14 protein-coding genes are annotated in these 15,655 nt (G+C 58.4%); 6 read left to right on the forward strand and 8 right to left on the reverse strand.

Annotation, left to right across the window (positions count from 1 at the left end; translation table 11 throughout):
* Positions 1-27 precede the first annotated feature (27 nt).
* Positions 28-675 carry a pyrimidine 5'-nucleotidase gene (locus ACFWW4_RS15810; RefSeq protein WP_411891745.1) on the reverse strand — a complete coding sequence of 216 codons (648 nt, stop codon included), beginning with the start codon at positions 673-675 and terminating at the stop codon, positions 28-30.
* A gap of 101 nt (positions 676-776) precedes the next feature.
* Between ACFWW4_RS15810 and ACFWW4_RS15815 the strand changes: the two genes are divergently transcribed.
* Positions 777-1,430: a GntR family transcriptional regulator gene (locus tag ACFWW4_RS15815; protein WP_393930977.1), complete on the forward strand. Its 654-nt coding sequence runs from the start codon at positions 777-779 to the stop codon at positions 1,428-1,430.
* On the opposite strand, the gene ACFWW4_RS15820 is transcribed toward ACFWW4_RS15815, so the two are convergent.
* Together ACFWW4_RS15820 and carA are read right to left on the reverse strand one after the other, a co-directional pair.
* A complete protein-coding gene (locus ACFWW4_RS15820) occupies positions 1,384-3,297 on the reverse strand; it encodes a glycosyltransferase family 2 protein (RefSeq protein WP_411891746.1) in 1,914 nt (637 codons plus the stop codon). The genes ACFWW4_RS15815 and ACFWW4_RS15820 overlap by 47 nt on opposite strands.
* Positions 3,298-3,363: 66 nt before the next feature.
* Entirely contained in the window at positions 3,364-4,518 is a 1,155-nt protein-coding gene (gene carA / locus ACFWW4_RS15825; RefSeq protein ID WP_411891747.1) for a glutamine-hydrolyzing carbamoyl-phosphate synthase small subunit, read from the reverse strand.
* Between the two features lie 175 nt (positions 4,519-4,693).
* Between carA and ACFWW4_RS15830 the strand changes: the two genes are divergently transcribed.
* Positions 4,694-5,155: a GatB/YqeY domain-containing protein gene (locus ACFWW4_RS15830; protein WP_411891748.1), complete on the forward strand. Its 462-nt coding sequence runs from the start codon at positions 4,694-4,696 to the stop codon at positions 5,153-5,155.
* Between the two features lie 152 nt (positions 5,156-5,307).
* Here the strand turns inward: ACFWW4_RS15830 and ACFWW4_RS15835 are convergent, their stop codons facing one another.
* Positions 5,308-5,796, reverse strand: a complete 489-nt coding sequence (locus tag ACFWW4_RS15835) for a DUF2244 domain-containing protein (protein WP_411891849.1) — start codon at positions 5,794-5,796, stop codon at positions 5,308-5,310.
* A gap of 118 nt (positions 5,797-5,914) precedes the next feature.
* Here ACFWW4_RS15835 and ACFWW4_RS15840 point away from each other — a divergent pair, with 118 nt between their 5' ends.
* Positions 5,915-7,198: an NAD(P)/FAD-dependent oxidoreductase gene (locus ACFWW4_RS15840; RefSeq protein ID WP_411891749.1), complete on the forward strand. Its 1,284-nt coding sequence runs from the start codon at positions 5,915-5,917 to the stop codon at positions 7,196-7,198.
* 4 nt (positions 7,199-7,202) lie between these two features.
* On the opposite strand, the gene ACFWW4_RS15845 is transcribed toward ACFWW4_RS15840, so the two are convergent.
* Positions 7,203-8,393, reverse strand: coding sequence for a hypothetical protein (locus ACFWW4_RS15845; RefSeq protein ID WP_411891750.1), 1,191 nt, complete (start codon positions 8,391-8,393; stop codon positions 7,203-7,205).
* A 102-nt stretch (positions 8,394-8,495) separates the two neighbouring features.
* Here ACFWW4_RS15845 and ACFWW4_RS15850 point away from each other — a divergent pair, with 102 nt between their 5' ends.
* Positions 8,496-8,960 (forward strand): Lrp/AsnC family transcriptional regulator, encoded by a 465-nt coding sequence (locus ACFWW4_RS15850; protein ID WP_411891751.1) that lies wholly within the window; start codon positions 8,496-8,498, stop codon positions 8,958-8,960.
* 362 nt (positions 8,961-9,322) lie between these two features.
* Here ACFWW4_RS15850 and ACFWW4_RS15855 read toward each other — a convergent pair whose 3' ends face one another.
* The 3 genes from ACFWW4_RS15855 to ctaD form a co-directional block, all read right to left on the reverse strand.
* Positions 9,323-10,180, reverse strand: a complete 858-nt coding sequence (locus ACFWW4_RS15855) for a hypothetical protein (RefSeq protein WP_411891752.1) — start codon at positions 10,178-10,180, stop codon at positions 9,323-9,325.
* 12 nt (positions 10,181-10,192) lie between these two features.
* Positions 10,193-11,356, reverse strand: a complete 1,164-nt coding sequence (locus ACFWW4_RS15860; protein WP_411891753.1) for an alginate lyase family protein — start codon at positions 11,354-11,356, stop codon at positions 10,193-10,195.
* 271 nt (positions 11,357-11,627) lie between these two features.
* Entirely contained in the window at positions 11,628-13,286 is a 1,659-nt protein-coding gene (gene ctaD / locus ACFWW4_RS15865) for a cytochrome c oxidase subunit I (RefSeq protein ID WP_411891754.1), read from the reverse strand.
* A gap of 220 nt (positions 13,287-13,506) precedes the next feature.
* Between ctaD and ACFWW4_RS15870 the strand changes: the two genes are divergently transcribed.
* Positions 13,507-14,451, forward strand: a complete 945-nt coding sequence (locus ACFWW4_RS15870) for a M23 family metallopeptidase (RefSeq protein WP_411891755.1) — start codon at positions 13,507-13,509, stop codon at positions 14,449-14,451.
* Between the two features lie 63 nt (positions 14,452-14,514).
* Complete coding sequence (locus ACFWW4_RS15875; RefSeq protein ID WP_411891756.1) at positions 14,515-15,648, forward strand: carboxylate-amine ligase; 1,134 nt, start codon at positions 14,515-14,517, stop codon at positions 15,646-15,648.
* Positions 15,649-15,655: the final 7 nt, after the last annotated feature.

Genomic DNA, 15,655 nt, shown 5'->3' on the forward strand with positions numbered 1-15,655 from the left:
AGCGGGCCGCACCGCGACGGGAAAGGGTCAGCGCACCAACTGCGACAAGAAAGCCGCCAGATCATCGGTGTGATGATGCACATGGTCGCTCTGGTCCGGCGTTGCGCTGACATGAACGGTCCGCATCCCCAACGCATGCGGCACGGCCAGATTTCGGGCCTCGTCTTCAAACATGGCGGCATTTGTGGGCACAACGCCGTCCTTGTTGAAAACGCGGGTAAAGGCATCATGGGTCGGTTTCGGTTTGAAATCAGCATGTTCCACGCCGTAAACGGCGTCAAACTGGTGCGTCAGGCCACGGGCGGCCAACACCCGCTTGGCATGGTTTTCCGACCCGTTGGTATAAACGATCCGGCGGCCGGGCAGGGTGCCGATGGCCGCACTTAGCGCCGGGTCGGGTGCCAAATGGGATATGTCGATATCATGCACATCGGCCAGAAAATCATGTGGATCGATGTCATATTCGTCCATCAGCCCGGCCAAGGTGGACCCATGACTGTCCCAATAGTCGATGCACAGGCGCGCAGCGCGTGCCTGATCAAGGCCCGTCAGGCGCATCACATAGGCCGAGAACCTTGCATCCATCCGCCCGAACAGATCCGCAGACGGGGGATAAAGCGTGTTATCGAGGTCAAAAACCCACGTGTCGACATGTGTGAAAAACCGGGCCACCATGCCCGATGTCTAGGCCGCGCGACCGTTGCGCGCAATCGCTTTGACTTGATTGCGGGGGCGGCGCGGGCGTAAGGTCATCGGGTTAGGAAAGGTTCCCACCCATGCACGACCCGCGCACATCCCAAAAGGACGCCTACGCCCTGATCCTCGAGGCGATTGACAGCCATATCTACAAGCCCGGTGATCGGCTGGTGGAAAGCGAGCTGGCCGAACGGTTCGGCGTGTCGCGCACGCCCATTCGCGAGGCGTTGCAGCGGTTGGAAACCCAGTCATTGTTAACCCGCGATGGGCGGTCGCTGATCGTGGCCTCACTGGATCACTCGCAACTGTCCGAGCTTTACGTCGTCCGTGGTGAGCTTGAGGGGCTGGCAGCCCGTCTCGCGGCGCGTCACGCGACCCCCGAAGAGGTCAAGGTGCTGCGCGACATGCTTGAGGATGACAAGAATTTGGTTGGTGATCCAAATGCGCTGAGCCGCGCAAACCGCCGTTTTCACAAGCAAATCCATCTGGCATCGCATAATCGTTTTCTGGTGCGTCAGCTTGATCTGGTGCATCGGTCCATGGCCCTGCTGGCAACCACGTCTTTGTCAGCCGAGGGCCGGACAGAGGGCACACTGGAAGAACACGCCAAGATCGTGGAAGCGATCGAGGCGGGTGATGGCGATGCAGCCGACCAAGCGCTGCGCGATCACATTTCAAAGGCTTTTGTCACCCGTCTGAAACTGGATGCAGCAGCGGTTGAGGCGGCTGAATAGCCTGCGATTTCCACCCTTTCGGCAGTAGAACCCCATGGGCGGTCTTGTCCCAGTAAAAAGGCCGCGTTGCCAGTTCAAGAAGCCCCTTATAGGTGGCGATGGCAGCCAGCGGGAAATAGAATTGCAGGGTGAGCGCCCATTTGATCAGCCAGGATTTCCTGGCCTTGCGCACGCCAACGGTCGCGGCAGCCAGATTGACCAGTTCTGACAACATGAACAGCCCCGCCAGCGTCCAGAACGCCCAAGGGGCCAGATACACGCTCAGCGGATGACCCAAGCCGAGCGTTGGCAGCCAGAATGTCCACAGGATTGGGGCCAGCGCAAATTGTGACAATGTGCCCAGAAACAGAAGTTGCAGGCCAAAGAACCGCCGCGCGCCCAGATCGCGCCACAGCCGGGCCGGGTTGCGCATATGAACGCCATAGGTCATGGCATACCCCTTTAGCCAGCGGGACCGCTGTTTGACCCAAGGCCACGGGCGGCCATTCGCCTCTTCCTCGGTCACGGTGGCGATCAGGTCGGTATAATACCCATGCCGCGCCAGCCGCACGCCCAGATCAGCATCCTCAGTGACGTTATGGGCGTCCCAGCCGCCCAGCTTTTCCAACGCGTCGCGCCGAAAGAACAGGGTGGTGCCACCCAGTGGCACAACCAGTCCCAGCTTGCGGAAACCCGGCAGTATCACCCGGAACCAGCTTGCATATTCGATTGTAAAACAACGGGTCAGCCAATTGGTGTCGGCGTTGTAATAGTCCAGCGTGCCTTGCAGGCAGGCCACTTGCGGCGGGCTGTTGGCAAAACCATAGGCAGCCTTGTAAAGCTGATTTGCGGCAGGCGCGTCTTCGGCATCCCAGATCCCGATGATACTGCCATGGGCAAAGTCGAGCGCATAGTTCAGCGCCCGTGGTTTGGTCTTGATCGTGCCTTTCGGCACGACAATGGGCCGCATCCAGGTGGGCAGGATCGTGCGCCCCAGCGTGGCGCGGGTGGTGTGATCATCCGCCTCAAGCACCAGGCAGACATCCAGCAATTCGCGCGGGTAATCGAGCGCCTTGAGCCGGGCAAGCAGATGTTCGGCAATCGCCGTTTCGTTATAGAGCGGGACCAGCATGGTTATGACTGGCAGACGCGCCGGGGTGACCGTCTGGGCGGGTTCCGGCGGTGCACGCCAACCAATGTAAGCGGCGGCACCTTTGAGAAGCGTGTTGAAAAGCAGGATCACGATCGTCCAGGTCGTGACCATTGCAAACAGCGCCCGAGGCGCTGTGACAGCCAGGACCGCGATGGATGCAAGCAGTGCCAGCCCCACAATGAGGGCAAAGCGGGCGTTCCACTGGCGGCAGCTTTCGATGGCGGGCACTTTGGTTTCGGCCGCCGTGACCAAAGCCTGACCGCATTGGGCGCCGATACCGATGTTCATCTGGTCAAGCGTTGTAATCGCCATACGCACCGGGCCGAAACAGGTGCGCAGTTCAGCGGCGCAGCCGTCAAACCGGTCCGGATGGGCGCTGAGCACGATGGTGGCGCCCCCGATCCTGCGCCATGGCATGACGCCGTTCTGCAGACACCGCCCCGGCCCGAATGCCCGGATCAGGCTGATATCGGCGGGCTGCTCAACCGGGTTGATCAACTGGGCATCCCATTCATTGGCCAGAATGCCGGCAATGGAAAGCTGCGAGACCCCATAGCTGCGCGCATAAACCTCGGATAGTGGCAGGCCGCGCCGTTGGGCAGTCAGTTCCGCCGTACAGGCGTCGCCATAGGAAATCAGCGCCAGACGCAGCAGCTCCCGGCTTAATCCTGCCTGCGGACCGGCTGCATTGTTCTGAGCGTCAAACCCCTGAACACGCTTGATTAAATGACTCATCGTTACCCCTTGCGCCCCGGCAGTCAGACTGGCGGAACAGGGTTAACGTCCAGTTAAGAATGATTCTCAACTATGAGTTGTGTTTCGCTCGCTCATAGCGTGTGCAAACCGTTCGAACAGGTAATAGCTGTCCTGTGGGCCAGGGCTGGCCTCTGGGTGGTATTGGACACTGAAAACAGGGCGATCGGCGATCCGGATCCCGCAATTACTGCCATCAAATAGTGACACATGGGTTTCCTGCACCCCGTCCGGCAGCGATTGGCTGTCAACGGTGAACCCGTGATTCATAGAGGTAATTTCCACCTTTCCGGTTTCCATATCCTTAACGGGGTGGTTCGCACCGTGATGGCCGTGATTCATCTTGATTGTTTTGGCCCCGACAGCCAGCCCCAGCATCTGATGGCCCAGACAGATCCCAAAAACGGGGATATCGGTGTCCAGCACGCCTTTGATCATCGGGACGGCATATTTCCCTGTTGCTGCAGGATCGCCCGGTCCGTTGGACAGAAAAACCCCATCGGGGTTCAGTGCCAGCACATCCTCTGCTGTGGCGGTGGCGGGCAGGACGGTCACGTCACATCCGGCACTTGCCAGACAGCGCAGGATGTTGCGTTTCGCGCCGTAATCAATCGCGACGACCTTGTGCTTGGGGGCGGTCTGGGGCTTGTAACCTTCGGGCCAGGCCCACCGCATTTCGTTCCATTGATAAGACTGTGCGCAGGTGACATCCTTGGCCAGATCAAGCCCCTCAAGCCCTTGAAATGCGCGGGCTTTTGCGACGAGCGCTGCTATATCGAAATTGCCGTCGGGATCGTGTGACAGGGCTACATGGGGCGCACCCTGCTGCCGGATCGCGCGGGTCAGTCGCCGCGTATCAACCCCACCCATGCCGATGCGGTTGCGCCGGGCGAGCCAGGTTGTCAGTTCTTCGGTGGAGCGCCAGTTAGACGGTGTGGTCGGGTCCCATTTGACGACCATACCGCAGGCGACAGGGTCTGCCGTTTCGTCATCTTCGGGGTTCACGCCGGTATTGCCGATATGAGGGAAGGTGAAGGTGACGACCTGACCTGCATAGGACGGATCAGTCATGATTTCCTGATAGCCGGTCATGGCAGTGTTAAAGCAAAGCTCGGCCACTGTTTCGCCGGTTGCCCCGAACCCGACACCATAGAAAATCGTGCCATCCGCAAGGGCCAGACAGGCCGTTGGTTTCTGTGTCATCACGATCACCCTCCGTCGGTCAAATTGGGCCGGGTTTACGGGCGCGGGCAGGCGCGGTCAAGGCCAGATCGGGCCCTTGCAAACAAGGGATGACGTGGCGACCGGAGCGCTTGTCATGCTGGGGCGGGCGCAGTAAGGTCTGCCCTTCTACAAAGGGTCATGAACGGGAGTTTTCATGGACATGCGCGACCGGGTCACTGCGGCCCTGAAGGATGCGATGAAGTCGAAAGAGGCGGATCGCCTGTCGACATTGCGGCTGATCAATGCAGCCATCAAGGACAAAGATATTGCACTGCGCGGCTCGGCTGATGAGGCCGGTGGCGTATCCAATGCCGATGTGCTGGCCATCATGGGACGGATGGTCAAGCAGCGTCAGGAAAGCGCGCGCGCCTATGAAGAGGGCGGGCGGCTGGAATTGGCAGAAAAGGAATTGTCTGAAATCAAGGTGATAGAGGAATTTCTGCCCAAACAACTGACCGAGGAAGAGGCCGAAAAGGCGGTCGATGATGCAATCGCCGAAGTGGGTGCCACCAGCATCCGCGATATGGGCAAGGTGATGGGCGTGTTGAAGGGCAAATATACCGGCCAGATGGATTTCGGAAAGGCCGGTCCGATGGTCAAGGGACGGTTGGGTTAACGGTGCTATGCCCCTGATTTGGCCGGTCGGCGTTGCGTCGGACTTGCGTCGGCAAAACGTCGGACCCCATCGGGCGGCGCGTTAAGTCTCTGAAAAGGTTAATGGCAGGGGGGATGGGTCAAGACCCATCTTACGACGCGGCGCTGCTGCGCCTAGCCGCGCAGCGCGCACTTGAGGTCATCATAAAGCGCCAGCCGTTCACCGGCATCCAGAAACGCCCCGATCTCGACCTCGCGGTCGCCCCCGCGCAGGGTGATGTAGTTTTCGACCGGCCCGCCCTTGGGGTGCAGATGCACGGTGACCCAATACCGGTTCGCCTCCCATTCCTGGGTATCGCCTTTGGGGTTGTGCCGCGTCAGGTGTGCGGTGGTTTCATCCACGGTCAGTTCTTCCAGAACTTCCCCACGCTTGTAGCTGATGTTGAGTGCCGTCCAGAGCCCCCAAAGCATCAGTAGGAAGAACGGCAACAGGCCCCACAAGATGACCGTGCCCAGAAGAGTAATCAGCGGTAGCGACACAAGGGTTGCGGTCGCCCCCATGAACAGCACGAAATCCTTGCGCAGCAATGACCGGTATGGCCAGAGGCTGAGCTGCCAATCCGGATCGTGATGCGGCGGTTCTGATGACCATTCGTAGGGCATGGGTACTACATATCCCATTCGCGTGGCCGGGCAAATGCGTAGAGCTGTCGCGGGGCCTTGCACCTGCAGCATTTCGTGATGATCTAGAGGCGTGAAGATATGTGAGAAGGTCGGGCCAATGACAGATATGGCGACACGTCCCAAAGTGGTGATCATCGGTGCAGGCTTTGGCGGTCTGGCCGCGGCAAAGGCCCTTAAACGCGCGCCCGTCGATATTGAGATTGTGGACAGGCGCAACTATCACCTGTTTCAGCCGCTGCTTTATCAGGTTGCAACGGCCGATCTGTCGCCCGCAGATATCGCCTGGCCGATCCGGGCGATTTTTTCGCGCCAGGCCAATGTGTCTGTGACCTTGTCAGAGGTCAGGGACGTCGATGTCGCCGCCAAACAGGTGACCAGCGCCGACAACGTCATTGATTATGACTATCTGATTGTCGCGACCGGTGCCGATCATTCCTATTTCGGCAACGACGATTGGGCGGCGCACGCGCCCGGCCTGAAACGCCTTGTTGACGCGACGGACATCCGCAGGCGGGTTCTGATGGCGTTTGAACGGGCCGAACTGGCCGACGATCCCGACGCGCGGGCACGCGAGTTGACATTTGTTGTCGTGGGTGGTGGCCCCACCGGGGTCGAGATGGCGGGTGCCATCGCCGAACTGGCCCATTTCACGTTGGCCCGTGATTTTCGCCGGATCAAATCAACCGATGCGCGGGTGATCCTGATCGAGGCCGCTGATCGTGTCCTCGCCCCATTTCCGCCCGATCTGTCAGCCAAAGCGCGTGCCGCGCTGGAAAGGCTGCGGGTCGAGGTCTGGACTGACACACAGGTCAAGGACATCACCGCAGACGGGGTGACATCGGACAAAGGGTTCTTGCCTGCCGCGACCGTGGTCTGGGGGGCAGGGGTGGCGGTCAGGCATCTGGACAGGTGGCTTGACGTTGAGACGGACCGCGGCGGGCGGGTCGCTGTGGCACCAGACCTGTCAGTGCCCGGCCATGAGGACGTGTTCGTGATTGGCGATGCGGCCAGGGTGGGATGGAAAGACGGGCAGGACGTGCCCGGTATCGCACCGGCTGCCAAGCAGGAAGGGGCGTTTGTGGCCCGGCTGATCGCGGATCGGGTGGCTGGAAAAACAACCCCTCGGGTTTTCAGCTACCGCCACGCTGGCAACCTCGCGACCATTGGTCGCCACGCGGCGGTGATTGATTTCGGCCGGATCAAGCTGTCTGGCTTCATCGCCTGGTGGTTATGGGGCATCGCCCATATCTATTTCCTGATTGGCGTGCGGCAACCTGTTGTTGTGGCGCTCAGCTGGTTCTGGTCATACCTGACCTATTCCAAAGGGGCCCGGCTGATTATCGGGCATCCCCGGAAGCGAACAGAGGCCGCAGAGCCTTGATGTATCAGGCGATCTGCTTGGCAGTCACCGGCAAGAGCCGCTGCCGTGTCTCGTCCCGGTGCTTTTTCAGATAGCGCATGAATGGCGTGCCGCCGGTGCCGACCTCAACATCGTTGCCGGTTGCCGCGCTGTTCTGTTTGTTGATGTAGGAGGCCGCGTATTCCAGATGGCGCGACCGAAAATCGGCGACAGCCTGAATGTTGGAATTGTAGGCCATGACCAGGTCGGGCATCTCGCTGGTCTCAATAAACCCGCGCAAGGTGCTTTCGCGGCGCAGGTCTTCGATGAAACGGCGATGCGCGGGCGGACGGTAGACGTGAAGTTCGTCCAGATAGGCCTTCATCGGGTCATGCGCATGTCCGACGCCCAAAAGCGCATCCATGGCGGGGACAATGGAGGATTGCGAGCCGGTCTGGCCGCGAAACGCCTGCCCCTTGGTGCCGTATTGCGGGACATCTTCGTAGATGATCCCGTGGGGCAGGGCAGGGTTGTCTTTCCAGCCGTGGATATAGGGCCGGACCCGCGCAAAATAGATGTACGGATCGCAGCGTTCGGGCATCCGGTCGAAGATCGCGTTGATGGCGGCCCAAACTGCGGCCATTTCGGTTAGCAATCTGTGAACCGCCGCGGTATCATGAGTATTGACCGCATCGACCACAGCGGGCATCCGGCTGAGGGCACCGCCTGCGCGGGCTTCGATTGCCACATGGATCAGGACGAACCATGCCTCGTCCTGTCCGGCCAGAAAGTGCTGCAGCATCTGGATATTGTCGAGCATGATACCCTTACCGCGTTCGACTTCGGCCCAATTGTCGAGCACATAGGCGCTGTAAGGCAGCAGTGGCAACTGGCCCAAATGGTCTGCGAGGGCGGCTATCGGGACAGAGAGGCAGCGCGGCAGGACTTCGGGTGGTGTCGCTTCGCCCCAGACATAGGCCTGCACCATGAAGGAATAGTGGACCATCGCCAGACGCAGTTCCTCGGTGGTCGCGGTTGCGATGATGTGGGGCATGTCGGGCTGCGGCAGGCGCGCGCGCAAGAGGGCGCGGATCCGCCCCGTGGGCAGAAGCTGGGGCAGGGATCGGGCGACCTTGCGTACGGCGGCAAGGTCGCCGGTCAGCGTGACCTCATCGGCGTTGAACTGGCAAAGAAAGCCGCGATCTTCCGAGATGTCGTAGTGTTCAAGCGCCTGCATTGCGTATCCCTTCCTATTGCCAAGCTAGTTTTGGTGATTATGGTCGGAAATGGCGGCAAAGATGTTGCTCGTTCAGTGCAATAGAGTAAAGCTTCACAATAAATGTCCGATATTGACCCTGCGAGTGAAAAAATATTGTTGGTTCTCGAAAGCGAGGGCCGACTCACCAATATCGCGTTGGCTGAGAAGGTTGGCCTGTCGCCGTCGGCCTGTCTGCGCCGTGTGCAGGAATTGGAGCGGACAGGGGTGATTGCGGGGTACCGTGCAATCATCAATCGATCGGCGATTGCACCCCGGATTACGGTGTTTGTGACCGTCGGTCTGGCGCAACAGCTTCATAAGGACGCCCGCGCCTTTGAAAATGCGATGGACCGTGCGCCACAGGTTCTGGAATGCCACAACATCGCGGGGAATGTCGAATATCTGCTGCGGGTCGAGGTTGGTGATCTGGCGGAATACAAGGATTTTCACGCGCATAAGCTGGGACAATTGCCGCAGGTCAGCAGCATCACGTCGCATTTCTGTTTGGAGACATCAAAAGATGTGCGCAACCGCCTGAAAAGCTGAAAGGGTGCGGTCCGTGCTGTGCGAAATCGTGTGGGTCAGCGGTGCGGACCAAACCGACGCCTGAACGTCCCGCACCTGCATTTCGGATGCTTCAGCCGGTGGGCACCACCGGACATCGCCCGACCTCCCCCATGAGTGCGATTTTGCAGCGTCACAAACAGCTCGGCGTTCAACCAGGTAAGCATGTCCCGCCAATTAGACACCTTGCGAACGCCCTCCAGATCGGGCGACGCCCTCAGCACTTTTGGGCTCAAACCAGAAGCTGGTTCAAGATTGCTTCTTTCTGTCCATGTCTGCTTGGCGGACTTTGCCGTCATCTGCCAGAGCGTTCTAGACGTCTGCTTTTGATTCCCGGAGACGGATCAGCGTGTCCGACGCAGCACGGTTGGATTCTTTGACAGCATAACAAAAGGCCAAAATTCGGGCGAATTTGCACCATGTTTCATGTAGAAACTGGTTCGCCGGTCAAATGTATCGCCTTCCGGCGTTACATAGCTTCCAGTCATGACAAGAGTTTCGTCAATGTATACCTCGGTGACGAAATCCCCATTTCCATCAAAGGAGGCTTCCACGGCCAGTCTGAATTCGTTTCCAGTTCGCGAAAGCCTCGGCCCAGTGTACATCGCGGACTTCAAATCAACATTCTCGACGCAACCATCACTCCCCGATCTTCTCGCAAAATCGCCGTCAAACGAGAGGGTGTTGTCGCTGCGCCAGCGCAAGGACATCGGTGGGGCGCACCCGGGCGTTGAAGCGTAAAGTTGGAAGATGACCACATCTTTAGATATCTGCGTTGTCATGGACACATCAGCTTCAAAGCGGTAGGTCACAGGATTAGTAGCGGAAAAAGTAGAACTCGATATTTCTGACCTCTGAGCAAAAACACTGGTTTCACTCTTGTTGACGCTCGGTCTGAATTCGAAGTCGCTAGCTAACCGAACGATTGACCCGGGATCTGCAGCACCATCAAGTCGCCATTCGAAGTTGGCGTTTCTGTATTTTGGAGTAGAGTAGTTAATTTGCTGAGATGAAGAATTTGTTGGCAATGTAGATTCGCAGCCCAAGATTGAAATTGTGAGCAAAACTACAACTAATGCCTGAGCACCGCTCACAACCATTTTGTTTCGCTGGCTCATGTTTTCCGATCCCCTTTGTATTTCCATCCTGAGCGAAAATTCCTCGGCCAGCAACTGAACCACCGGTAATTGTGCCCGCTTCAAAGGCGGATGGTCCTAGCCAACATTACACCTTGCATTACCTCCGGATTGTTGGTGCACGCCCGAACGTCCAAGGCGAAGAAACGGTGAAGCAGCAAGCAATTGCCTGCCAGCGTCTGTGTTTTGGTAGCGCGCAAGATAGTAATATCCCCAACCGGAACTTGAACGATCAGCCCAGCGACGGTCTTGCCTTGTCGGTGAGTATCCAATGAAAGATCCATCTTCCCAGCCCGGGGTGTCAGCATATCCAGCAACCAAAGAGGGATTTGAAGTAGCTTGAGCTAAGAATTTGATGGCGTGATGAATGCTGCGGGGGTCATCGGGCGAACCATACAAATCGGTGCCGGTTGCAAAGTTCAGCTCAGCAATCGCCACCAGATTTGCTAGTGCCAAGTTGGAGTAATGCAGCGCATTTCCACCACGCCCAGTGTCGCCGGGTAACGACCCGTCACTCCGCATGCCCCTCATCGCTGTCTCGTAGATTCTTCGGGATTGCGAGAACCCGCGCCTGTCACTGGTGACCAAGGACTGAGCAGCCAGCAAGGCGCCATACTGATACTTCTTGTTGTCAAGTTGCCATTGACGGATTTTTTCGGTTCGACCTACCCGGCTAACGATTTCGCCAGACCAGTTTTCAAAGATTTCTTGCTCTTGTAGTGAAAAAATATCTTTGTTTTGGGCATACCCTATGACAGCTGGGTACAGCGTTTCCATCGTATGATAGATTACACTCGGGGGTCGGTCTTCTCCTTGGCTCCAGTTAGACGGCCATTGCATCGCATTTGATCCGGCGGCGCGAAGTAGTTCAGTTTTTAAAAGCAACGCGTCATTCTCAGAAACACGAGCACGTGAAGACAGTTGCATAATTCTTTCTGCCCAGGACTTCATATCATCCGTGGTCTGGTCATTAATATTGCCGGCGTAGGCATCCGGCATATCAACGAATTCCGGTAGAGCAACCGCTCGTGATACTCCAACACCGCAACCAGCACCGGAGACTGTTCTGCCGAAGACTGTGTTACGGGTAGCGATCTCGACACCCGCTGACTCTGCCGGGCCGGCCATCTCTGTGCATGATGTCAGCAATACAGCAACAAGCGCGCCGACGGTAAATTTCACGACGAAAGACGGATAGGTTTTAACTCGTTGAAATGGAAAGTTCTCCATAATAGTGACCATCCAATGCTATCAAATATCAGAATACGTTATCATGTTCTGTCAAAAATTTGAAGCAAATAGCTCTAACCGGTTTGTTGGGATAGAGTCGCTGCGATCCATGCGGCCCGTTGTTAGTCGCTTATCGTGAGCAGTCGTTCATATAAGACGCAGCATCTGTCATTTTGGACTCAAACCGGCCATTGCAAGATCGGTTTTGCATTTGCCGTTTAGCCAGCCTCATCAGACAGTCGTCCACATAAAAAAGGCCCCGCAAGGGGGCCTTTCTTTGGGGTTAGTGTGCCGGGCTTTTGTCCCAGTCTTCCTGCTTGGGCAGGGTTTCGAACGTATGCTCTGGCGGTGGCGATGGCAGTGTCCATTCCAGCGTGTCGGCATATTCGTTCCACGGGTTGTTTTCGGTCACGACCTTGCCTTTCAGCAGCGTGTAGAACAGCACCCCGATGAAGAACAGGAACGAGGCGAAGGACAGGAACGCCCCCCAGCTTGAGATGTAGTTCCAGTAGGCGAACGCCTCGGGGTAGTCGATGTAGCGGCGCGGCATGCCCTGACGGCCCAGGAAGTGCTGGGGGAAGAAGGTCAGGTTGGCGCCGATGAACATTGCCCAGAAATGCAGCTTACCGGCCCATTCGGGGTACATCTTGCCTGACATCTTGGGCAGGTAGAAATAGATCCCCGCGAAGATGGCAAAGACCGCACCCAGCGACATCACATAGTGGAAGTGTGCGACCACATAATAGGTGTCGTGATAGACCCGGTCAACGCCAGCCTGCGACAGCACGATGCCGGTCACACCGCCCACGGTGAACAGGAACAGGAAGCCGAACGCCCAGAGCATGGGTGTTTTGAATTCCACGGACCCGCCCCACATGGTCGCGATCCACGAGAAGATCTTGACCCCTGTGGGCACCGCGATGACCATCGTTGCCAGCATGAAATAGGACTGCTGTGTCAGCGACATCCCCACCGTGTACATGTGGTGCGCCCAGACGACGAAGCCCAGAACACCGATCGCCACCATCGCATAGACCATCGGCAGGTAGCCAAAGATTGGTTTGCGGCTGAACGTGGCGATCACGTGGCTAATGATGCCAAATCCCGGGATAATGATGATGTAGACTTCCGGGTGACCAAAGAACCACAGGATATGCTGATAAAGGATCGGGTCACCCCCACCTTCGGGCTGGAAGAAGGTCGTGCCAAAGTTCCGGTCTGTCAGCAGCATGGTGATGGCACCGGCCAGTACAGGCAGGGCCAGAAGGATCAGCCATGCGGTCACAAAGATCGACCAGGCAAAGAGCGGCACCTTGTGCAGTGTCATGCCGGGGGCCCGCATGTTCAGGAAGGTCGTGATCATGTTGATCGCACCCAAGATCGAGGAGGCACCTGACAGGTGCACAGCAAAGATCGCAAGGTCCATCGACATTCCGCCTTCAGAGGTGGAAAGCGGCGGATAAAGCACCCAGCCCACACCGGACCCAAGCTGACCATTGCCGCCCGGTGACAGCATGGAGGCCACACCTAGCGATGCCCCGGCCACGAACATCCAGTAGGACAGGTTGTTCAGACGCGGAAATGCCATATCAGGCGCACCAATCTGCAGCGGCATGAAGTAGTTACCAAAGCCCCCGAACAGCGCCGGAATGACCACGAAGAACATCATCAGCACACCATGATAGGTGATCAGCACGTTCCACAGATGGCCGTTTGGCGTACACGGATCGGCCATGAACCCTTCGGTGCACATGTATTGCACGCCCGGTTCCATGAGTTCGAGCCGCATATAGACGGTAAAGGCGACCGAGATGAATCCCAGCACACCTGCCGTCCAAAGGTACAAGATACCGATATCTTTGTGGTTTGTGGACATAAACCACCGGGTAAAGAACCCCCGGTCGTCTTCGTGTGCGTCGCCGTGGATGGCTGCATCTGCCATTTTGGCTCTCCTCGTGTTGGCTACTCGTGTCCGCGTACCGATTCACGGGCGGCACCCGGTTTGGGCCGGTTCTAGTCGGTTGAACGTAAAGGGGCAATAAAGGATGCAGGGTCCGGCATGGGTAAAATTGGCGCAGGACGCCCAAAGGATTGATCTGGCGCAATGACCGACACGCTCGGTCGGGTCAGATTATGGCGTTGCCCCGGCAAGGGAGGTCCGAATGAACGATCTTATTGCCCCGTTGGTTTTGCTGCAGCTTGTCCTGCCGCTGGGTCTGATCGTGCTGAATGTGCTGATACCTTCTGCCAGTCGGGTCGGATTGCTGCTGCGCGGCTGCGCAATCGGGCTTGTGCTGGTTTATCTGGCTTTGGTGGGGCTTTGGCTGTTTCCGCCATGGTGGACCCCTTGGGCGCTGGCAGGGCTGCACGCCCTGCTCGTGATTTGGCGATGGCCGCGCACCCATTCCCGCCGGATGATCTGGCGCGTAACCGAAGCGGCGATGGCGGTCATGGCCCTGTCGGGGATCACTTGGGTGATCATCCCGCCAGTGGTCGGCCGGGTCATGCCCGACGTTGCGATTGATCTTGCCATGCCACTAGGCCCCGGCCGCTATATTGTCATGTCGGGCGGCACGGCGCCTGCAATCAACAATCACCTGATGACGCTGGCCCCCCGTTTTGCCGACAGTCGCGGCCAAAGCTATGGCGTGGACATCATCGCCATTGACCGGTGGGGATTGCGGACGGACGGGATCGCGCCGGTTGCGGCTGACAGGTATCTGATCACCGGTACGCCGGTGGTGTCACCCTGCACAGGGGAGGTGGCGCAAGCGTTGGACGGTCGCCCCGACAATCCGGTCCCTGAGATGGACCGGACGGTGATGGCGGGCAACCATGTGCTGCTGGAATGTGATGGGTTGGTGGTGCTTTTGGCGCATATGACAACGGGCAGCGTGGCTGTCGCCACCGGCGATCAGGTCAGCGTGGGGCAGATGCTGGGCCGTGTCGGCAATTCGGGTAATTCGGCCGAACCTCATCTGCATCTTCACGTGCAGCGCCCGGCGGCCGAGAATGCAAATCCGCTGTCTGGTGATCCTGTGTGGTTCACCGTCGAGGGGCGGTTTCTGGTGCGCGGTCAGCGGCTTGTGGTGGGGCAGGGATCGTAACCCCTGTCTTGCGCGGTGGCCCGAATGCTGGTTTCCTGCCAGTACCCAACCAAAAGGCGCGATATGGCACAGGATGATCCCCCGTTCACCATCGGTATCGAAGAAGAGTACCTTTTGGTCGATCAGGAAACGCTGGCCCTGGCTGCCGCCCCCGACGATCTGATGGCCGCCTGCAAGGCGGATCTGGAAGGCAAGGTCAGCCCCGAATTCCTGGAATGCCAGATCGAGATCGGCACGGGCGTCTGTGCCACCATCGCCGAAGCCCGCGAGGATTTGCGTCATCTGCGCAAAACCGTCGCCCATCACGCGAACGCATTCGGGCTCGCCCCGATTGCCGCGTCCTGCCATCCCTTTGCCGACTGGAAGGACCAGCACCACACGCCTAAGGAACGCTATGACCAACTGCGCCGTGATCTGGCCGGTGTGGCCCGGCGCATGCTGATCTGCGGGATGCATGTGCATGTGGGCATTCCGGACGAGGATATGCGCATCAAACTGGTCAACCAGCTGAAATACTTCCTGCCGCATCTGCATGCCTTGTCCACGTCATCGCCGTTCTGGCAAGGCGACGACACTGGTATGAATTCCTATCGCCTGACCGTGTTCGATAATCTGCCGCGTACCGGCCTGCCGCCCGAGATGACCGACTGGGCGGCGTTTTCGTCATCGGTGGACACCCTGGTGTCGCTGGGCCTGATCGAGGACAGTTCGAAAATCTGGTGGGATTTGCGTCCATCCTCCAAGTTCCCGACAATTGAGTCGCGCATTTGCGATGTGGTCCCGCGCATGGAGGTCACGCTGACCCTGGCCGCCTTGACGCAGTGCCTGACACGGATGATCTGGCGCAAAATCAAGGACGGCGACGGCTGGCGCGTGATCGACAATTTCATGATCAGCGAAAACCGCTGGCGCGCGCAACGCTATGGCGTGTCCGAAGGGCAGATCGATTTTGGCCGCAAGGCGCTGATTTCCTTTGAACAGGTGGTCGACGAAATCCTCGACCTGATCGCCGAGGATGCCGAGGCGCTGGATTGCGTGGCCGAGGTTGAAGCCGCGCGGGCCATCGTCACCGAGGGCACCAGTGCGGACCGCCAGCGTGCGACACATGACGCGGCGCTCGCCCGCGGGGCAACCCCGCACGAGGCGCTGCAGGCGGTGGTATCATCGCTGGTCACGGATTTTCATCGGGATTTGTAAGAGGCTG

It is taken from the genome of Yoonia sp. SDW83-1, from assembly GCF_046762885.1.
Taxonomy (GTDB): domain Bacteria; phylum Pseudomonadota; class Alphaproteobacteria; order Rhodobacterales; family Rhodobacteraceae; genus Yoonia.